This is a genomic window from Nostoc sp. (assembly GCF_036917615.1).
Lineage (GTDB): Bacteria > Cyanobacteriota > Cyanobacteriia > Cyanobacteriales > Nostocaceae > Nostoc.
Map to the genome: position 1 here is coordinate 113,587 of NZ_JBALCZ010000092.1, position 20,456 is coordinate 134,042.

At 40.1% G+C, this 20,456-nt stretch carries 18 protein-coding genes and 2 pseudogenes; 6 read left to right on the forward strand and 14 right to left on the reverse strand.

Going from position 1 to position 20,456, the window contains the following annotated elements:
* Nucleotides 1–112: 112 nt before the first annotated feature.
* The 4 genes from V7K85_RS34740 to V7K85_RS34755 form a co-directional block, all read right to left on the reverse strand.
* The gene (locus tag V7K85_RS34740) at nucleotides 113–580 is read right to left on the reverse strand and encodes a peptidoglycan-binding domain-containing protein (RefSeq protein ID WP_334820995.1); all 468 of its coding nucleotides are present in this window, start codon (nucleotides 578–580) and stop codon (nucleotides 113–115) included.
* 269 nt (nucleotides 581–849) lie between these two features.
* A complete protein-coding gene (locus tag V7K85_RS34745; protein WP_334820997.1) occupies nucleotides 850–1,566 on the reverse strand; it encodes an ROK family protein in 717 nt (238 codons plus the stop codon).
* Nucleotides 1,567–1,877: 311 nt separating this feature from the next.
* Nucleotides 1,878–3,200: a sensor histidine kinase gene (locus V7K85_RS34750; protein WP_334820999.1), complete on the reverse strand. Its 1,323-nt coding sequence runs from the start codon at nucleotides 3,198–3,200 to the stop codon at nucleotides 1,878–1,880.
* The gene (locus V7K85_RS34755; protein WP_334821001.1) at nucleotides 3,181–5,946 is read right to left on the reverse strand and encodes a hybrid sensor histidine kinase/response regulator; all 2,766 of its coding nucleotides are present in this window, start codon (nucleotides 5,944–5,946) and stop codon (nucleotides 3,181–3,183) included. Before V7K85_RS34755 ends, V7K85_RS34750 begins: the two co-directional genes overlap by 20 nt.
* 236 nt (nucleotides 5,947–6,182) lie before the next feature.
* Here V7K85_RS34755 and V7K85_RS36760 point away from each other — a divergent pair, with 236 nt between their 5' ends.
* Together V7K85_RS36760 and V7K85_RS34765 are read left to right on the forward strand one after the other, a co-directional pair.
* Nucleotides 6,183–6,302, forward strand: coding sequence for a hypothetical protein (locus tag V7K85_RS36760; RefSeq protein WP_442940646.1), 120 nt, complete (start codon nucleotides 6,183–6,185; stop codon nucleotides 6,300–6,302).
* Nucleotides 6,303–6,418: 116 nt separating this feature from the next.
* A complete protein-coding gene (locus V7K85_RS34765) occupies nucleotides 6,419–6,922 on the forward strand; it encodes a 2TM domain-containing protein (protein ID WP_334821003.1) in 504 nt (167 codons plus the stop codon).
* A gap of 243 nt (nucleotides 6,923–7,165) precedes the next feature.
* Here the strand turns inward: V7K85_RS34765 and V7K85_RS34770 are convergent, their stop codons facing one another.
* The 6 genes and pseudogenes from V7K85_RS34770 to V7K85_RS34795 form a co-directional block, all read right to left on the reverse strand.
* On the reverse strand, nucleotides 7,166–8,056 hold the full coding sequence (locus V7K85_RS34770) for a VOC family protein (protein ID WP_334821005.1): 891 nt from the start codon (nucleotides 8,054–8,056) through the stop codon (nucleotides 7,166–7,168).
* Between the two features lie 359 nt (nucleotides 8,057–8,415).
* Nucleotides 8,416–9,309 (reverse strand): annotated as a pseudogene (locus V7K85_RS34775) (calcium-binding protein); the annotation flags it as partial.
* A gap of 272 nt (nucleotides 9,310–9,581) precedes the next feature.
* Entirely contained in the window at nucleotides 9,582–10,697 is a 1,116-nt protein-coding gene (locus V7K85_RS34780) for a 3-deoxy-7-phosphoheptulonate synthase (RefSeq protein WP_334821007.1), read from the reverse strand.
* Between the two features lie 198 nt (nucleotides 10,698–10,895).
* The gene (locus V7K85_RS34785) at nucleotides 10,896–12,554 is read right to left on the reverse strand and encodes an alpha-amylase family glycosyl hydrolase (RefSeq protein WP_334821009.1); all 1,659 of its coding nucleotides are present in this window, start codon (nucleotides 12,552–12,554) and stop codon (nucleotides 10,896–10,898) included.
* Between the two features lie 367 nt (nucleotides 12,555–12,921).
* Nucleotides 12,922–13,299 (reverse strand): DUF1823 family protein, encoded by a 378-nt coding sequence (locus V7K85_RS34790; RefSeq protein ID WP_334821011.1) that lies wholly within the window; start codon nucleotides 13,297–13,299, stop codon nucleotides 12,922–12,924.
* A 194-nt stretch (nucleotides 13,300–13,493) separates the two neighbouring features.
* Nucleotides 13,494–13,682 (reverse strand): hypothetical protein, encoded by a 189-nt coding sequence (locus tag V7K85_RS34795; protein ID WP_334821013.1) that lies wholly within the window; start codon nucleotides 13,680–13,682, stop codon nucleotides 13,494–13,496.
* 40 nt (nucleotides 13,683–13,722) lie between these two features.
* Here V7K85_RS34795 and V7K85_RS34800 point away from each other — a divergent pair, with 40 nt between their 5' ends.
* Nucleotides 13,723–13,905 (forward strand): hypothetical protein, encoded by a 183-nt coding sequence (locus tag V7K85_RS34800; RefSeq protein ID WP_334821015.1) that lies wholly within the window; start codon nucleotides 13,723–13,725, stop codon nucleotides 13,903–13,905.
* A gap of 71 nt (nucleotides 13,906–13,976) precedes the next feature.
* Here the strand turns inward: V7K85_RS34800 and V7K85_RS34805 are convergent, their stop codons facing one another.
* From V7K85_RS34805 to V7K85_RS34820, 4 genes and pseudogenes are all read right to left on the reverse strand, one after another.
* Nucleotides 13,977–14,450, reverse strand: a complete 474-nt coding sequence (locus tag V7K85_RS34805; RefSeq protein ID WP_334821017.1) for a hypothetical protein — start codon at nucleotides 14,448–14,450, stop codon at nucleotides 13,977–13,979.
* A 103-nt stretch (nucleotides 14,451–14,553) separates the two neighbouring features.
* On the reverse strand, nucleotides 14,554–14,856 hold the full coding sequence (locus V7K85_RS34810; protein WP_334821019.1) for a hypothetical protein: 303 nt from the start codon (nucleotides 14,854–14,856) through the stop codon (nucleotides 14,554–14,556).
* A gap of 595 nt (nucleotides 14,857–15,451) precedes the next feature.
* Nucleotides 15,452–16,855 carry a glycoside hydrolase 100 family protein gene (locus V7K85_RS34815; protein ID WP_334821020.1) on the reverse strand — a complete coding sequence of 468 codons (1,404 nt, stop codon included), beginning with the start codon at nucleotides 16,853–16,855 and terminating at the stop codon, nucleotides 15,452–15,454.
* A gap of 62 nt (nucleotides 16,856–16,917) precedes the next feature.
* Nucleotides 16,918–17,728: pseudogene (locus tag V7K85_RS34820) on the reverse strand (glucose 1-dehydrogenase).
* A 244-nt stretch (nucleotides 17,729–17,972) separates the two neighbouring features.
* Here V7K85_RS34820 and V7K85_RS34825 point away from each other — a divergent pair.
* The 3 genes from V7K85_RS34825 to V7K85_RS34835 all read left to right on the forward strand — a co-directional run bounded on the left by V7K85_RS34825 (nucleotide 17,973) and on the right by V7K85_RS34835 (nucleotide 20,413).
* Nucleotides 17,973–18,365 carry a hypothetical protein gene (locus V7K85_RS34825; RefSeq protein WP_334821022.1) on the forward strand — a complete coding sequence of 131 codons (393 nt, stop codon included), beginning with the start codon at nucleotides 17,973–17,975 and terminating at the stop codon, nucleotides 18,363–18,365.
* 57 nt (nucleotides 18,366–18,422) lie between these two features.
* Complete coding sequence (locus V7K85_RS34830; RefSeq protein WP_334821024.1) at nucleotides 18,423–19,868, forward strand: MFS transporter; 1,446 nt, start codon at nucleotides 18,423–18,425, stop codon at nucleotides 19,866–19,868.
* 125 nt (nucleotides 19,869–19,993) lie between these two features.
* The gene (locus V7K85_RS34835) at nucleotides 19,994–20,413 is read left to right on the forward strand and encodes an ester cyclase (RefSeq protein ID WP_334821026.1); all 420 of its coding nucleotides are present in this window, start codon (nucleotides 19,994–19,996) and stop codon (nucleotides 20,411–20,413) included.
* Nucleotides 20,414–20,456: the final 43 nt, after the last annotated feature.

The window sequence follows — 20,456 nt, forward strand, 5'->3', positions numbered from 1 at the left end:
AGCAGTAGTGAAATAAGTGAGGAGTGAGGAGTGAAGAGTGAGTAATTATGAAAATCATAAATTTTCTTAACTCCTAACTCCTAACTCCTAACTCCCAACTTTTGATTTTTGACTAAATTGTCAACGTCCGCCAAGTTCGTTGACCAACTACTCCATCCAGTCCTAAATTCCGCTGATTTTGAAAGGCTTTGACAGCAGTCTCTATCAGTGCCCCAAAAATCCCATCCACTTTAACGGCATAACCGTTAGACACTAACAGCTGTTGTAAAGCTCTGACAGCAACACCAGAGCTACCGAAATACAGAGTTGGCATAGGTTGGCTACTAAACTTCTGGAACCGTCCTGTAGCTTTTGCACGGACTTTACCTCCAGATTGAGAATACTTCTTAGACTCACCTAAGTTAAAAGAAGTTAAGAACTGATTCTTTTTGCTGATTTTCTTCAGTATGTGTTCTTTCTCTACTGCGATCGCACAGGGAGAAGCCTGGGAAACCTCATCTGTCTGCATGAATTCAGGTGGTGTGACTTGAGCAGTTATCTCTAACTGACTCTGTTTTGACTGGTTTTCGTCATTTTCCATCTGAAATAATTACTGCTGTGGCAAATTGCGCCCAGATGCTTGTCTTATTGTTAACACGCCCGTCATCATCAGGCCAATTTCAGTCATTGTAGTTCATTTTACTTCAAGCAACATTTATTTTAACCAACAACATTGCTGCTGTTCGGGATAGTACATACCGACCAAATAAAAAGTCATGTACTAATTTTTTCAGATAATCTTATCATGATCATATTTGCTCACCTCCTACTCTATCTAATCAGACTAATATTATTAGCTTTTTGCTTTTTTTAGCTTTTCTCATCTCGCCATAAAGCAATGCCGCCTAATAAACCAGTAATATTGGGGATGAGTTTTACATTTAACGGTAGCTGGAAATTCACTCTCACAGCTTCACCACCGCCAATGTAAAGGTAATCATAATTGAACAGATGTTGCAAGGATGCGATCGCTTTTTCTAAACGCCTATTCCATCTTTTCTCACCAATTTTTTCTAACTCTGCACGCCCCAACTGCTGCTCAAAAGTCTCTCCTTTGCGAAACGGATGATGCCCCATTTCCATATTCGGCACCAGCTTACCATCCATAAATAAAGCCGAACCGAACCCCGTACCCAGAGTAATCACTAATTCTAGACCTTTACCTGCGATCGCCCCAAACCCCTGCATATCTGCATCATTAATCACCCGCACAGGCTTGTTTAAATGTTTTAATAATGCTGTTTCCAAATCAAATCCGATCCAATCTGGATGTAAGTTTACCGCTGTTTCGGTGACTCCAGACCGCACCACACCGGGAAAACCGACCGAAACGCGATCAAATTCACCTTGATTTGCTGCTAACACCACAACTGCATTAATTACAACCTCCGGTGTAGCAGGTTGGGGTGTATCTAAACGCGCCCTTTCCGTTACCGGATTCCCCGTCATATCCAAAACCATAGCCTTAACGCCACTACCACCAATATCTACCGATAGGGTACGAATCGATCCATTTTCTTCAACCATTAGCTTAAGTCCTTGTTATTAGTCCCTATTTGGTTATTATCCTCTGCCGCATGTTGATTAGACTGGATATAGCTAGAGTTCTTCACATGGGGATTTACAAGCGATCGCTCCCAATTTACACATGGGAAAAAATCCGGCTTGCTTTGGGCGGGGTTATACAGCAGTTTTCTTTTGCATGAAGTACAAAGCTACGGGTTTTGAGGCAGTCCGGCTTGAAGCAGGAGGTAGAAACTCTTTATATCTGATCAAAGAGTCTTGCATTTTGTACCTCACTTACTTGCAAACGGCTGTAACTAAATCATCGAGCGTCCCTAATCCTCAATCCTATAAATCGGAATGGTAATTATAAACTGTGAGCCATGTCCTGAAACTGACTTGACTTCTAATGTTCCTCTATGCTTTTCTACAATAATTTGATGAGCGATCGCTAATCCTAAACCAGTTCCTTTACCTACGTCTTTAGTAGTAAAAAATTGTTCAAATATACGCTGTTGCACTTCTCTAGATATTCCTATCCCATTATCAATAATTTGAATTAATCTAAATTTTTGGTCTTTAGTTAGTTCTGTACGAATTTTGATTTGAGGTGTGAATTCGATTTTAGATTTAGGTAATATAGAATTGGGAGTTGGGAATTGAGTAGGTAAGCAAGTTAATTTATCTACTCCCGCTTTCTCTATTTTCGGTAGTCGCACATTATTAATCTTCTCATCAATTGCATCAACAGCATTGGATAAAAGATTCATAAACACTTGATTTATTTGTCCTGCATAACACTCTATGGGTATTAATTCACCATACTCCTTAATCAATTCAATAGCTGGACGCTCTTGTGTAGCTCTCAAGCGACTATGCAAAATCATTAAAGTACTATCAATACCTATATGCAAGTCAACTTTTTTAATTTCCGCTTCATCCAATCGCGAGAAAATTCGGAGCGATAGCACAATTTCTTGAATGCGGTTAGATCCCACCATCATTGATGATAAAAGTTTAGGAAGGTCTTCCTTGAGAAAATTTAATTCAATGAATTGTGAAAATTCTTGAATTTCTTGGATAGTATCTGGTGTATAATTTTCGTATAATTGCAGTAGTTTTAATAAATTTTCAATATATTTTTGAGCATAAATTAAGTTGCCAGAAATAAAACTAACTGGATTATTAATTTCATGAGCAATTCCGGCTACCAATTGTCCCAAAGAAGACATTTTTTCTTCTTGTACTAACTTTAACTGCATTCTCCGCAGTTCTAAGTGGACATTGATCCGGGCTAAAACCTCTTCATGTTCAATAGGCTTAGTAATATAGTCTACCGCACCCAGATGCAATCCCTTCACTTTTTCCACACTTTCAGAAAGTGCCGTCATAAAAATCACTGGAATATCTTTAGTTTTTTGGTTATTTTTTAGACGACGGCAGGTTTCAAATCCATCAATTCCTGGCATCATTACATCTAATAAAATCAAGTCTGGTAATGTTTCTTGCGCTTTTTGTAATGCGCTTTCACCGCTCTTTGCAATAGAGACTTTAAAGCCAGAATTGTTTAAAATATCAAATAGAACCTTGAGGTTATTTGGAATATCGTCAACAATTAAAATCATTTTCTTTTGAAAATCATTCGTTTTTAATTTCATATAAATTATTTTTGATTAAATTAACAATTGCTTCATCATCAAAATTTTCTGCCAATTTTAACATTTTATTAGCAAAAACTGTATATGTTTGGTCTAGATTTTTAATATAATCTGCTTCTTCTTGAATCTCTTGAATATAACCAGTTTTAGCAGCTTTATACAAATTAACAAGCTGCTCTGAAGGTGGAAATATCATTTCTTCCAAAGGACTAATACTCTCTAAAAAGTCATTTTCTACTTCATAAATCCATGTTAAATTTAAATAATGTTGTAATTTTTCAAATAACTCGAAATTTTGCACTGGTTTAGGCAGAAAGTCATTACAACCTGCCTCTTGGCTCTGTTGACGATTCAAGCTGAATACACTTGCAGAAGAGGCGATAATTACCGTATCTTTAAATTCAGATTGAGCGCGTAAATGCTGTGTCATTTTTAAGCCATTCATTATAGGCATTACTAAGTCGGTAATAATCAAATCTGGTTGAAATTCTTGAGCTTTCTTTAAACCCTCTTCGCCATTTTCTGCTTCAAGGACTTTAAAACCAACAGGTTCAAGTAGATTGATAATTACAGACCGATTTTCCCAACGGTCATCAACAATTAGAATTATCTGTTGTCTACCTTGGTAAGAAACTACATTTTTGTTTAACTCAGGCGTCTGTGATGATATCCAGTTACTAGCTTCTGGTAGAGCTAAGTCAAACCAAAATTTGCTACCTTTATTTGGTGTAGTTTCGACTTTGATTTTACCTCCCATCATTTCTACAATTTGACGACTGATTGCTAATCCTAAACCTGTGCCTTCAGATTTATGTTTGCTATCCCCTACTTGCTCAAAAGGTAAGAAAATTTTCTCTAATTGTTCGGGAGTCATCCCAACGCCTGAATCTTCAACTTGGAAGCGGATATTCCAAGTATTAATAATATTTTTCTTTTCTATTGCATATTTTTCATTTTCTAGGACTCCTACTGAAAACGTTACTTCCCCTCGTTCTGTAAACTTAATAGCATTACCCAGAAGATTAATTAATACTTGTTTTAAACGTTTTTCATCAGTATGAATAGCGGTAGGTAACTGGTTAATTACTTCATATTTAAAATTTAATTCTTTTTGTTCTGATTTAATACTACAGATGTTTCTTACTCCCAGAAGAAAGTTTTCTAAATGAAAGTCAGTAGTGTAAATATCGAGTTTTTTTGCCTCAATTTTAGAAAGCTCTAAAATGTCATTAATTAGTGTCAATAGGTGAGAACCACACTCCTGAATAATGCTAAGTCCGTTCTTTTGTTTGGAAGTAGCGGTTTTATCGCGTTGCAGAATTTGAGCGTAGCCGAGAATTCCGTTGAGGGGAGTGCGGAGTTCATGACTCATGTTTGCTAAAAATTCGCTTTTTGCCTGATTAGCAACATCGGCTGCTTCTTTTGCTGCTTTGAGTTCTACGGTACGTTCTTCAACCCGCTTTTCTAAATCTTGATTGGTATTTTCTAAGTTGGTGAAAGACTCTCGTAACTGTCCTGCCATTTGGTTAAAGGATTGGGCAAGGATGCTGAGTTCTTTGATCCCAGAAACTTTTACTGCTAGGTCTAGGTTACCAGATGCGATCGCACTACTTGCTTGGCTTAACTCCCAAATAGGTTTGATAATCCAACGAGAAGTGTAGATTCCCAAAATTGTTGCTACACCTAATGCACCAAGACACAGTAAAATTGTTGTCTGGTTATTGGCGTTGATTTGTGCCATAAAATCCCTTTCTGGTACAACGACAACTACTAACCAGTCGAGACCGAACTCGTCTTGCCAATTCATGACGTGGACAAATTCGCGATCGCCTTTAAACTCAAAATCCAGTTTTTGGGTGTCTTTAATTGCCTTAAAGTTGCCAAATTTATGCTGTAAATACTTTGCTGTCGCTTGAATTAAGAGATCACTACTATTTAATGCGCTTAAGCGTTGCGTTTTACCATTTATCAACGTAAATGACCTGTGGCTATTAGAATTAGCTATTAATAGCCCGTCGCGTTCAATAATAAAAGTTTTTGCTCTTAGGCTAACTTTTAAGTTGCTCAAAAAATCACTGATACTCGACAGCAGCAAATCAGTGCCTATCACACCAATCAATTTGTGAGTATTGTCGTAAATAGGACGATCTGCCGAAGCTACGATATATCCTTCAAATCCCTCTGTTACGGAAATTTGACTCCAAATAGGTCGGCCTGCTTTTACCGTCTCAGCGTACCAGTCATCAGTTAGCGGGTCATAGTCTGTAGATTTTAGTAATTTAGTGCAATTTCCCTGGCTATCTACTGCGTAAGTGTAGTCTTTGTTTGCAAAACCTTTATTAATTACAATTCCTTGACCTGCTAGCCAACGACCCGCCCCAGCCTCTTCATAGGTTTCTAGATTATAGCCAATCCAGCTAATATTTTTGAATACCTGCGCTTGTTTCCAAAAGTAACGCCCTGTACTTTCCAAGTCTTTTAAGTTGAGTAGCCCTTGATCTATTGCATCAATGTTGATTTGATTAATCTGATGCGGGGTTGCCAAATAAGTATCAAGGTGTTCGTCAACTAGGCTATCAGTTTTGCTCATCAACTGATTAGCAAGGTCATTAACTGCCTTCTGTCCATTTTTAAACGAGAGATACCCCACCAGTCCCACAGCAGCAAAGATTTGGATCACAAAGGGGACAATGAGTACAAGGCGCAGTGGTAACTTTTTGGAATATGGCAAGCCAAGAAGGTTCATTGCTTAAAGTTTTGGGCAGTTTGATGACTCCTATCTTGGACTTAGCGATCAGAGTTGCCAGGGCTAAGTGCAAGATGTGAGCAAAAAGTAAATTTACTAGCTGGATTTAGTTTGCCCACAATCTTGTTTCTTGTATCAATCCCGTTAAGATAAAAATGCCGCAATCCAAGTAATATGCACAGTTTCATTCCACCATAACGCTTTTTTCCCTACTCATCTGTACTGACATCCAGGCAATGCCAGATAAGAAAAATGTGGTAATCATCCACCCAGTGGGGGCAATTGAACAACATGACCCTCATCTGCGGTTGATTGTAGATGCCGTTTTACTCAAAGTTAAAAATCCAATATATTAGATGCGGGAGAGCATCTAGATTTGCTAATGTAGGAATAATGGAAAGAGTCCTGGCATAGCTGCTTAAAATCTCTCGAGCAGTAAATTTCTATTAAAAGTAATATAAGAGAAAAAATTATGACGGCGTTTGAACCTCAAAGCATCCGCTCTTATAACCAAGAAGATGTCCAACAGATTCTGCACTTAGCGATCGCTCGTCAAGCTGATGACAAAGACACAGAATTTTCTTATGAGCAGATATTAGAAATTGCTGCTGAGTTAGAAATTTCACCAGAGTCTTTAAAATTAGCAGAACGCGATTGGGTAGGGCAACAGAGCCAAGTCCAACAGCGAAAAGCTTTTGACGCCTACCGCATCAGAAGATTTCAGAAGCGTCTAGGTAATTATGCAATTTTCAATGGCTTTTTGATCCTGGTCGATTTAATTACTGGTGGCGGAATTTCTTGGTCGCTGTACATTTTACTATTCTGCGGATTGCCAGTAGGGCTTGATATCTGGAATACCTTTCAAATCAAAGGTGAAGAATATGAAATGGCATTCCAGAAGTGGAGTCGCAAACATCAGATTAAGAAAACTATCAGTACAGTTTTGAACAAGTGGTTTAAGGCATTACAGGCTTAGTAGATTTGCTTACTTGCCTAAGCGTACCCCGACTCTTAAAGCTTTCTACGCCTTGGTCTGGTAGACCTCGCTAATTCAAAGAAAAACCCCGCAGGAGATCGGGGTAATATTTGCCGCAATACAATATTTGTCGTGTAACAAAATTGTTTTGATACTCCAGTGCATAGATCGGTCTTGCATGAGTTTCTTCAGCGTTGAAAAAGTCACATTTTCAGATATTTGGGTGTTTTTTTGCCCACCTACTTACTCCATAAATTCCTTAGGTGGCAATCCGCCCCAGTGAGCCGCGGCTTGCGGAATATTCTTCCATACTTTCGGTCTTTGAGGAAAATCTTCGTGCCAGGGTCGGGGTTCAAAATATCCGAGGTCTTCGTTGAGCATGATATCTATTTCGGTAAATAGTTCGACTATGTTTTTGTCAGGGTCTTGATGATACGTAGCGATGTTATGTCCGATCCCGTGGCGTACTGGCCCCCAAAGAAGCGTGATGTTGTGCTTTACCAAAAAATCACAAGCGGTTTGCACATGCGCCCAGTCTCGTAATTGAAAGGCAATGTGGAACATTTTTTGCTGTTTAGACTGCAAAAAATTCATAGTATGGTGATCCCGATTGCATCGCATGAAGACAAAGCGATCTTCGAGCCAGTCAGACACACGGAAGCCTAACATATTCTGATAAAAATCAACACATTTATGGACATCATGCACATACATGGCGACGTGTCCTAATTTTTCCGGGACGATGCCTGTTTCTCGAAACCCATCGCTTACTTCTTGAATAGTTGAATATAGCTGGAGAGTATGTCCTTCAGGATCGCAAAACTGAAGGAGTTCCGGTATTCCTGGTTGGGCATCTGTTTTTTGCTCTACCTGGATGCCTGCGTCACGTAGTTGTTTCGCTGCTTCTTTCAATGTCTGACTGCCATCAATCTGAAAAGCAAAGTGATTATGACCGTTCTGTGTCGATGGATAGAGAATGATTGTATGATGATCTACTGCACAGCTTAAATAGACGGCTCCATCAGAGCCTCGTTCGGTCAGAGTAAACCCCAGAATTTCTGTATAGTATGCCAGCATAGCTTCTACATCTGGCGTTTTAAATCCAGCATGACTGATTTTTGCTACTTGTACCATTTTTTCTCCTTATAAATTAGCGTACTATTTAACATATTTAATACTCAAATCATCTCTGTTAACCTACAATTGTGCAAAATAATCTGTAGTTTTAACTATAAAATTAGATGCGCTTACCCTGACCTTTCTACGGATATGAAGATCTATCAATAGTCTGAAAGATGATTTTATCTACAGTGGTTTTCAGATAACACTAGGTGAACCACCAAATAGACATCTGGGAAAATTAATTATGCGTTCACCCAAACCCTTGTAGAGATGCGAAATTTCGCGTCTCTACATTCTTTTCTGGAGATGTCTCAACGCGCTGGCTCCCCTACGTATATTTCCAAAGTCAAATATGAATCCTATATGTGCATCTACCCTTGCACCACAAAATCTGATGCACTGAGAATCGGCGCACCAGTTAGAGTTGCAAATAGATCACCGCTACCAAAACCAGCCGCACTGCCATTTTGGTTGTAGAACAACTGCCCACTAAAAGCGTCGTAGATAATTTTCGCCGTGCTAGCCGCCCCGGAAGAAGTAATTTGAAAATCACTCTTTTTACTAAAACCTGTTCCGGGAGCAGAAGTAATCGCATTAAAGGTAGTTTTATCTAAGATAATCTTATCGCCTTGGGAGCGGTTGAAATCAGCGATCGCATCTACACCAACAGCAGTCAGGGCAAAGGCTGCATCAGTGTTGTAAAAGAAAGAGTCGGCACCTGCACCACCGACAAGGGTATCATTGCCAGAACCGCCGATCAGAATATCATTGCCACAACCCCCCCGCAGCAGGTCATTGCCACTGTTGCCGTCAATAAAGTCGTTACCTCCTTGAGCATTAATCACATCGTTGGAGTTTTCAAAACCTGTGATGCTATTATTCAGGTCATTGAGGAAAGTCACCGTGTTCTTGTTGAACAGGCTAGTTTGAGTGGAATTGGCATTGAAGACATCAAAGCTGTCGGCGATGTTGGTTTGCCCATCAAACTCTATATTACCAATCGCAGGTTTAGCTCCAGAAGCTGGCAGGTTATCGAGGTTTTCTAATTTGAAGTTTTGCAATTGGACTTTGGTAGACGCCACATTTTCAAAGGTAACTTCTAAGTTGTTACCCTGAGGAGTTAATTGCAGATTTTGAGCAGTTAAACCACTACCTGTAAATTGCAAGGTGTCCAAAGAGGCAATTACTGCTGCTGTTGGGTTTGAGCCTTTGCCAACGCCACTAAAATCGGTGATGGTGTCATTGCCATCGCCTGGGCGAATAATAGCCCCTATGCTTGTACGACAAAATCTGATCCACTGAGAGTTGACGCACTATCTAAGAACTGCCAATTCACCGCTACTTCTGCAACTAGGTAGGCTTTGGGCTTGTAGAATAACCGCTGATTTACAGTGTCCTAGAAAATGCGATCGCTACTGCTACCCTCTGAAATTGGACTACGCTACCCTTGCGTCGGGAAACGCAACGCACTCGCTCTCCTATACCATTGGTTGGATATTTTTTTAATTGTCAGTCCCTAACCCGAACTTATTGGTCTTTATTTAAGTTTTTCGTGAGCAGCCCAAATAATTTTTTCGGTTTCTTCCCAGCCAATACATTTATCAGTTACAGAAATACCATATTTTAGTTCTTCTTTCGCTGTAATTGGTTGACTACCTTCATATAAATGGGATTCTAGCATCATGCCAACTATTGATGTATTACCATCCACTATTTGCTGAATAATATTTTCTAAGACAGCACCTTGGAATTTGTAGTCTTTATTGGTATTGCCGTGACTACAGTCTATAACAATTCTCGGTGGTAAATTTGCCTGTTTTAATTTCTCTTCTACCAATTTGACATTTGCTGCATCAAAGTTGGGTTGACTACCACCCCTTAAAATTACGTGACCGTAGGCATTACCCTTAGTTTTAAAGACGCTGACCTGTCCGTTTTGATTAATTCCGAGAAAATTATGCGGGTTTCCAGCTGATTGTAGAGCATTCAAAGCTACTTGAATATTGCCGTCAGTACCGTTTTTAAAACCCACAGGCATCGAAAGTCCACTTGCCATTTCGCGATGAGTTTGTGATTCGGTTGTGCGTGCTCCAATGGCAGACCATGTAATCAGTTCACTAATGTATTGAGGGATGATTGGATCTAGTGCTTCTGTACCAGCAGGTAATCCCAATTCTGTAATTTTTAATAACAGGTTCCGGGCAATTAATAAACCATTCTCTACATGGAAAGAATCATCCATATCTGGATCGTTAATTAACCCTTTCCAGCCTACGGTTGTTCTTGGTTTTTCAAAGTAGACTCGCATAATTAGTAGCAAGTTATCCTTGACTCGCTCGGCCAATACTTTCAACCTCTCAGAATATTCGATCGCTGCTTTTGGATCGTGGATTGAGCATGGGCCAACGACTATAAATTTTCGGCGATCTTGAAAATCCAGGATATGTTCTATTTCCTGCCTAGATTCTAAAACTCTTTGTTCGGCTAATTGTGTTAAAGGTAATTTGGATTTGACTTGATTGGGAGTTAATAAAATGCGATCGTTCTCAATGTTAGTGTTGTCGATATTACTGACTTGATTGGGAGTTAATAAAATGCGATCGTTCTCAATGTTAGCGTTGTCGATATTACTATTAAATAATTTGTTGTGCATAGGAATGCTCTGGCAATTTTATATCCGCACTTCAACTCAAAAGTGTAACACAAACCTATGATATTTTAAAATAGCCTAGTTTCTGCTTGACAAATTTCTACTTAGACTGTAATGAAGTAAGATAATAACTGAAAAAGGGGAAATATATTCCCCCTTTTCTTTGCTATTGGACTACTGACTCAGCGGTAGTGTATATGATTACTGCCATACAAACACTTTGGCTTCGTATGGCCCCAAATCAGCTATGATGCCATCATCACTACCTTCGACATCATAATTGCCTGTCCATTCGTGCCATGTACCACCGCTTGCTAAGTTAGGAACATGATAGTCACCGAGAAAGTTTTCTGAAAAATTAGCTACCACGACTACACGAGAACCTTCATCATTCCAACGAGTATAAGCTAATACTTTTGCCTCTGGATTTTCGTGGATAAAATCAATATTTTCTGTGTAGAGAGCATGATTATTTTTACGCAGGTTAGTTAAGCCTTTGTAAAATTCAAATAAACCACGATTTAAATCATTACCTAACAGCGTCCAATCAATTTTGGCTGATTCAGGTTGTTGAGGTTTGTACTCGCCAAATTCTTCTCCCATCCAAATCAAAGGTACGCCAACAGCAGTCATCAGGATGGCTACTCCCAATTTAGCCCGGCTAAAGGCTTCTTCGTCAAAAATCTCACGGTTTCCTAATTCAACCATGACATGGTTATGATCGTGGTTGGTGAGGTAATTTACCACATTAGTAGTACCCAAGAAGCCTTGGCGCTTGCAGTCAATGACATCTTTTAAACGCTCTAAATCAAATGTATCACCGCAGATATGTTCTAGAATGCAATGATAGAAACTGTCATGCCAGCAACCATCCATTGGGCCATCTACATTGGTAATGCTGGGAGTTTCAGGAATGTGTTCGGCAACGTTATAAAAAGGCTTCATGCTAGCAGTTTTTTTGGCTTCTTGAACAATCCAGTGCATGAAGTCGTAGTTAGCAATTTGTCGCGCCGCATCATAGCGAATACCATCAAGATGATATTCCCCAATCCAAAAACGGATTGTATCACCAATAAATTTCCACGCTGGATGAATATCTAATTTTTCGTCATAATGTTCATAATTAAACTCAGGACCCCAGTTATTATCAGGGTCACGGGGAGAGTGATGATACCAATAATCGTGGTCAATTTGTGTTAAAGGAGCAGATGCTTCTGAGTGGTTATAAATACCGTCAAGAATCACACGAATACCTCTGCCATGACACTCATCAATCAATTTTTTCAATCCAGCAGTTGAACCATAACTAGATTCTGTTGCAAAGAAGTGGCGGGGGTTATAGCCCCAACTATAATCACCAGGATATTCTTTAAGTGGCATCAACTCAATAGCGTTGATTCCGAGTTCACATAGATAATCTAACTTTTCAATGACGTGTTTGTACTTGCCTCGTGCATAAGGGTCATCTTCACCACCAGAAAAGTCACCGACATGCAATTCATAAATTACCAATTCATGGTCAGCAGGTAAAGGTTTATCATCATGTTGCCAAATATAGGCATCAGTAATCCTTTTACCATCTTTTACCTGGATAACACCATCATCTTTTCCACTTTGTTCATCTATATCAGTTGCATAGGGGTCTGTGACATCAACCCATTGTTCTGGTTCCAAAAACCATGAATTTGACTGGATGCGAAATTTATATTTATAAATGCCGTCTTCTAGTTCAACACTTGTACGAAAATAACCATCATCACCTTTTTGCATTGGAATTTCTTGCCAATCCGAAAAAGAACCAATTAATGCGGCTCCTTTGTTGTAAGGTGCAAATAAATTAAATTCAATTGGCTTTGCCATAAAAGTGTTTATAATACCAATGGTTGATGTAAATATTCTCTGATGGTCAATTGAATTTGGAAATCGCTCTATAGAAATAATTAGATAAGGAGTGCTTCTATCTTCAGGAATAATTTATAAATACTTTATAAAACTTAACTGTATTTTTTTATTTTTGACTGTTTATAGTATTTGTTAATTGACTAAAATCCCGATTTACTGTATAAATTTTTTTGCCATTAATATTACTGAAATTCAAATGTAATTGTATTAGACGGCAAATTTAGCAAATAAATCAATAATAAATCAACAGATTTTTATTAACTCCTAATACAGCAGATATTCGGGAGAAATAGGATGCTTTTTAGACAAATATCTCCTGATAAGATTACTCTATTTTGCCGTTAGGTTGTTGCAAATAACTTAACAACCAATTTGCCGCCGTCGCCCTGCGAGTTTGCCGAGGCCCAAATTCACCAATTTTGTAACCTTTGAAACCAAGTTTTTCTTTTAGCATTTGTTTATTTTCAGCAGGAATGGAACGAGTTAACTTGACTGTTGCGGGGCGAGATTCAATGAAATCTGGCGGTTGTGGATACTCATCCTGCCATTCGGGTGCAACTTGGCTAGTGTCCCATTGTACAGTTGAGGAATCATAGCGATAGCCTAAATAATGCCATAGCAATTGGTTGACTGTGGCATCATCAAGTTTATCGTCGAGAATTGCCCAAATTGTTTCTGTATTGAGTGGTGGCAGGTTAGACATAAACAATTCAAAATTCCAAGTTGAAAAACTGATTAATTAAATTCACACCAATTAGTCGGTAGTAAAAAACACTTTATCACTACCTTGCTACACTCTAAAAGATAGCAATGATTTTATTTTTATTTACACCTGCTGGAAGATTTATCTGCCACCAGCATTAGACAAACTACTAAAGTGACCCTAAATAAGGTGATTTACCAACTTAGGAGGAACATTATGGGAATAGGGGATTTGTCCAGAAATATAAAATCTAGTCGGTGGCAACCAGAAACGACGTGATCAAGAGTGGGATAATTGCGATCGCCAGTACAGACATGACAGTGACGATGACGAAGACCGCGAATACAGATATCGCCATTAACAAAATTTATTACAATAGACATAGTTTAATCGTTCAACATATGTAATAGACACTAAAAGTTAATGGACATGGGACAAAGTAACCAACTAGAGATTCGCCACATTAGTCCTAAAGTCAGACAGTTGATTAAAATATACGCCGATGTTAATAACTGTACGCAACCTGAGATGTTGGAACGTATTGTTTTGGAGTGGAACGCCCAACAAAGCGAGAGCGAACGACCGCCAGGAGACGAAGATGAATAGCTTTCTGCTACAATCTTTCTGCTACAATATTTAGTCTACTTTTAGCGAGACGCTTTGATTAATTTGGCTTTCTAGTTCAAGAAAAATTTTCCAGAGATTGGGTCTTGTTTAAGGGATTGAATAAAATCCCTCAAAGTCATCATGCTGCCCGTTAAGGTGAACTTAGGAGTACCATTTTGAGCAACGATTCTCACTTCACCGTCTTGAATCTGAATCTTATTTTTAATGGTATTCCATAGACTATCAAAGCTCTGATCATCCTTGCAACCATTGGCTTCAAGAAACTTTTGGCGCACTTCTGTTTTTAGCGCTAGTGCTTCTGCTGCTTGAGTACGCGCCTCAAAGTGCTTAATTACATCTTCATAAGTACTCTCCCTGAGAGTTTTGTTTTCAGCCTGAACTTGCTCTAACTGAGTTTTTATGGCTTGCAGTTGGGACGCTAAAGCCGCTGATTTCTGGTATTCAACTTTTAAGGCTTGTTTTGCATTGGCTAACAAGGTTTTATAATCTAACTGATCTTGAACTTGATTTTTTTCGGATTCCATTTTTATTTCTTGATCAACAGATTTTCGGTGATCGACTCTCGTCAGTTAGATGACAAAACTGGCGAGAGTTTAGTAAATATTCTCTGTGTTATCTAAATATTAGTTATTTCACTAATAATGGTGATTCAGAGATCGGATTCTCTTGGATACTACTCACACAAAAACTAATGTGGGAGCGAATAGCTCGCTCATAAACTTCAGTCTGCTGAGTGCGTACCCCTACAGCCTGATAGATTAAGTTAATTTCTGGAAATTCAGACCAATACATCAAAAAAATGTCTTTAGCTGGAGTAATTATTTCATAATTATTCTCTTGTCTTTTCTTTCTGAGCCGACAATTATTTAGTTGTAATTTTTGTCTGAATAGTTTTTCAAATTCTGGAATGAAATTTGAAGTAATTTTCATGGTTTAGACACGTTAAAACGTGTTGATGATGCAAACACTATCTCGTGATATTACTAAGTATGACACTTTAGATACCTCTTACAATATAGTGTATCAGTTATCGGGTATTTGAGAATTTGAGGTTATTTTTCCCTTCTTAGGGTGAGCTAATATAGCTAATTCCCATTAAAAAAGATTTTATTTTCTACCTACTAAGTACAGCTTTACATAAAATGTAGCCCTTTTAAACGCACTAGGTAGCAAAGTCAGCGTAAAGGGAAGCAGAGTCTTCTGCCAACGCCAAGGAGCGTCTTGTAGAGTTGGGGAGACGATGCCGCGCATAGCGCAGCCTCTTCTCTACCTTGGGCTATGACAACGAGTCAGACGCTATGCACAGTCGCTCTAAGCGTAGCTTGCTTCCCCGGAGGGGTACGCAAGAGCGTCTCTAAGAGTTGCCATGCCGCAGGCTTTACGCTGGGCTACCCTTGCGTCACCCGTAGGGCTTGCCGTGAGGGATCACTGGTTATGCTGTGTCAGTGTAGCTAGTTAGCAAAAACACCCTGATAATTACACCGCTAAATCATATTCTCTTTAGGTCTTGCGGAGCAATCAGTACCTACAGACTACAGCCTGGGCCTTCAAGACCCTCTGCAAAGCTGATTAATTCCAAGTAATCTGGATTTGCCAGGAATTGTTTAGCTGCTAGCAATCCGGCAATGCTCCAAGTTTGATAAATTCTGGCTTCTTTGCCAATCAAACGACCATTGTTGCCATCGTAGTATTCCGGAAATTTATCCTTAAATAAACGCCTTTCGGCAATGGCGATCGCTGCTTGGGCAAGTTCTGTTCGACCTGTTTTCTGTGCCGCTGCGGTAAAGAACCATAGTAAAACGGGCCAGTTACCGCCGTTGTGATAAGACCAAGCGCTGTTCTTGGAGTCACATCCTGTAACAATTCTCCACTCCAAACCTTCCAAAGCTGGAAAGCAGATTTTAACAGGCATATAGCCAATCAAGTCTTGCCAGCGTTGGGCAAATAAATTCATAATGCTTTCAGATTCTGTTTCGCTTGCTAAGGAAGTTACGATTGCCATCAGATTTCCCAGAGCAAAAAAGCGAAAATCTATGCGTCCTGGGCCCAGATTTCCCGCTAAATATCCTCCAGTTTCGGGTAACCACTGGGTTAACCAACTAGGGATTGATTCTGAGTGGATGTTGAATTTATTAACAATTTCTTTACCAAATTCGTTACCCTTATAACGATAAATTTCCCCCAATCGCTTTAGGTCTAGCCAGAAATAGTTGCGGATATGATATTTCAAAGATCCCAATCGCCTATTGACTTTGCTGAGGTAGCTATCGCCATCCCCATCTGGTAAAAGCAATTCACTAGCAGCCCTGAGGGACGCATAGAATAACACCTGAATTTCTAGAGGATGTTCGTACACTCCCATGCGACGGTCAATCATAAACGCGCCATCGGGAACTAACATTGTTGGGTACAGGGAAAACCGATGTACTAGGCAAAGATCCAAAATTAGCTTGATTCCTTGTTGAAAATTTGGCTGACGCGCTAGAGCCAAATCGCCTGTAGCTTTTTCATAAGCCCGTACCAGGAGAATCCACCACATACAGGAATCAATTGGGGGAACGCGAGCGATCGCCTGCTCACCAAAATCAGCGACCAAAAATTCTTCATTCCCATTAAAATGTACTTTGAAACTTGCAGGCATTAATCCCGCTCCCGGTTCAAAGCAGTCCATCTGCTTTTCATGACTTTGTAATTTTAGTGTTTCTACTAAGAAATTACGCACAATCTCTGCTTTGCCGTGCATGAGAAACACTAAGGCAGAAGGGACAAAATCGCGGAGAAAGCACTGGTCATAATTGAGTGCATCTAACTCCGGATCATGGGCGGCTACTGTACCAATAGGTTTGCCCTGATAATAAATTATGGACTTTTCCAACAGTTTCCAGGCTTCTGCTTCCAGCAGACTGTTATTATCGATCGCGCTAGTCATAGGCGTCTAATTCCACTAATGGTATGTATCGGCTCAATTGTGGAAAGTACGCAAGCCTGACCTCAAGCTGACCAAGTTTCCCGGCAGTCAGCATATAGAGTCAATCCACCATCTACAAGCAGCGTTTGTCCGGTGATGTCAACGGCTTCATCCGAAGCTAAAAAAGCTACTGCGGCTGCCATCTCCTCGGAGTCGCCAGCACGCCCCATTGGGATGTGACTTTCCACAATCGCCTTTTTTTCTATCTTCATCTATCCAGTTTTGATTCATTCGCGTGATCGTTGCTCCGGGGCCAATGGCGTTGACACGAATACCTCGGTTGGCATATTCCAATGCTAAGGTTTTAGTCAGGTTTTCCATACCGCCTTTGCTAATGGAATAACTGATATACATCGGTCGAGGAATAATTTCGTGAACGTTGGAAATATTAACGATCACCCCCGGAAGATTAAGAGACAGGAGGTGTTTAATAGTTTCACGGGCGCAGAGATCAGCACCCCGGAGATTTACTGCAATTACCCGGTCAACGTCTGCTGTGGTAACTTTGTGGGATGGACTTTCTGTTTTAATGCCAGCATTGTTGACTAAAATATCTACACTGCTAAATTCCTTAACAAGGGTGTTGACCATTTTAACAATGTCTGATTCTTGGGAGACAGCTCCCTGAACCAGCAGCCACTTCACACCAGAATTTTCGATATTTCCGCAGGCTTTTTGCAATGCCATCTCTTCGGTATCTGCCGCAGCTTCAGGGTTTTTGCGGTCATTGATGGCGATGTTGCACCCAAGTTGTGCAAGTTTGATAGCGATCGCCTGACCGATACCTGACCTTGCACCTGTAATTAAGGCATTCTTTCCTTCTAACCCTATCATATTTCCTCCCTAAGTTCAGCAATTCTCATAATCAGAATTGCTACGATTAAAAGGAACTGTCATGATGCAGTCAGGCGTTGCTTGTATTCTCAAAACAACAACACCTAAGCATCTACTGACTTAGTTATTTCCTCACATCTATCATTCGTTCATGGTTGTACTGATTCAATAGAGTGACCTTCGTAAATAAATTTGTGTTTTAAAGTAGAAAATAGTTTAATAAACAGCAGGTGTTAGAAAACCAATGAAACCGTTAGGGTTAGTCCTACCTATCTTTTTAATCCTAGTCACGCCTGCTATAGCAGTTGAGTTCAAAGGGCAGAATATCGATGGTCAAAAGCTGCCTGCTAGAGCTTACTACTATGCAACTGGTGGGGTCTACAAAGTTCAGGTGCGCTTTCACAAAAAACGAGCGAGAATTTACTTTGACGACGGTAACCAAATAACCATACAGTTGAACCAGCAAGTGATCACTGACTCAAACAATATTGAAGGCTTTGGAAAACTAGGGCAATATCCTTTAAATGGAACATTCAGTGTTGGATTGGTGTATGACAATAATTGGCTCGGCAGTAATGATAGTCAATCCGAACAGTCAAATCCGCTCTCCGGTTTGTGGAAAATTAGTTTGGAGTAAGTCCAATTAGGCTTTAATTTAGAATGCTTTGCTATTATTTTCTTAAATACTAGATTTATGGATTCTTCTCAGGTTGAAACAGGTGCGCCTCTTTCTATAGAAATTGCTCAGATTGCCTCACCATCAACAACACTCTCTGGTACCTCAACACTCAGTCCTCGTATTTCTAAAGATGCTATTCGCACCAGTTTGAGGGCTTCCACTGTCGATGGAATTTTCGCAGCACTTTTCTCTATTGGCACTGGCGAAATTTTGCTAGGTAATTTCTTGGTGGAGTTGGATGCCACTCCACTGGTATTTGGTATGGTAAGTTCTATCCCTATGTTGGCGAATCTCTTTCAGCCGATAGGTGCTTATTTATCTGAACGCACCACTAGCCGCTTTCAGTATTCCCTTCGCACTCATGGGATTGCTCGGCTACTGTGGCTGATTTTAGTAATTGGCATTGTTAGCTTTAGTTGGGGAGGGCTTAATTCAAACCAATTAGTGGTATTGTCGCTTTTGATTCTCGTATGCACCCATCTTTTAGGAGGACTAGGAACTGCATCGTGGTTCAGTTGGATAGCAATGTTAGTCCCAAGGCGATTGCGAGGTAGATATTTCGGGCTACGCAATAGCATTGGCAACTTAACCGAGTTGGTCAGCTTGCCTTTAGCCGGTCTAGCTGTATCACATTGGTACGGAGGGAGTATCCAAGGTTATGGGGTGATTTTGTTCTTGGGCATTATCTTTGGAATTGTGAGCTTGGCGTCTCACTATTTCCAGGTAGATATAAATCCCCAATTACAAAACACTAATTATGCTAGTTCATCTCAAACAAGTGAGATTCAATCAGACTCGGCACCAAATCAACCTGGTGAGATATCTGAAGCAATCAGTCTGCCGCAAATGCCAACTCCCCAAAACCAGATAGATAACAGCATTTGGAAAAACTCTGATTTTTTGGTGTTTCTGCTTTATTTCGGCTTATGGACGTTTGCTGTTAACCTGAGTGCCCCGTTTTTTAACCTCTACTTGCTAAATACCCTGAACCTGGATGTAAGTTGGGTAACTTTCTACAACAGCCTGCGAGCAGGGGCACATATGGTGATGCTCATCGTCTGGGGTAGATTAACAGATAAAATAGGCAATCGTCCTATTCTAATTTCTACTGGAATTCTAATTTCAGTCATACCCTGGCTGTGGCTGAGGATGGATTCTAATCCCCTCGACCTCTGGCTGTGGTTACCGCTGTTACACATTTTCATTGGAGGTAATTGGGCAGCAGTTGACTTGTGTAACACCAATCTCCAGATAGAGATTGCACCAGTGAAAAATCAGTCTATTTATTTTGCAACAGCAGCAGCTGTTGCTGGGGCGAGTGGTGCTTTAGGAACAACTATAGGTGGCTTCATTGCTCAATTTGCTGGGTCTTTTGGCATAGCGCAAGTGTTCATTGTGTCTGGTATATTACGGTTAGCGTCACTTGTCCCACTTATTATTAAAAAGGATCTAGGTAGTTAGATGAAATTGGTTGACTAACAAACAGTTTTGCATGAGACTTGCGGATTTCTCCACCTCTGGGAAGAATTACTAACTTAATATGTTATATACTGCCCGATGCAAGACTACTCTCTGGAAAAAAGCTGATGACCGATGCTGATAAAAACAAGCAGATAATCCAGAACCTTGTCCAAGTCGTTTGGAACGAACGGAACCTTAGGGCTTTGAAAGATTTCTGGACGGAAGATTGTATCAACCACGCGATGCCAGCATCAGATAATCGCGGTCTTGACGCGCTTCGGGTCTATCATGAGTCGTTCTTTGCTGATTTCTCCGCTTTCTCCAACATCCAAATTCAGATCGTGCAGCAGGTTGCGGAGAGTGATCGGGTTGTTACTTACATCACAACTCAAGGCAAACACAGCGGAATGTTCTATGGCATACCGCCCACTGGTAAGAGCATCTCGATATCGGCGATCCGGATTGATCGTGTCCAAGACGGTAAGATCGCTGAGCATTGGTCTGTTTCCGACGCGGCAGGTCTGATGCAGCAACTTCAAGCCTGAATTCGCCTTTGTATAACGTCGGGGAAAAAATTGACCAATATTA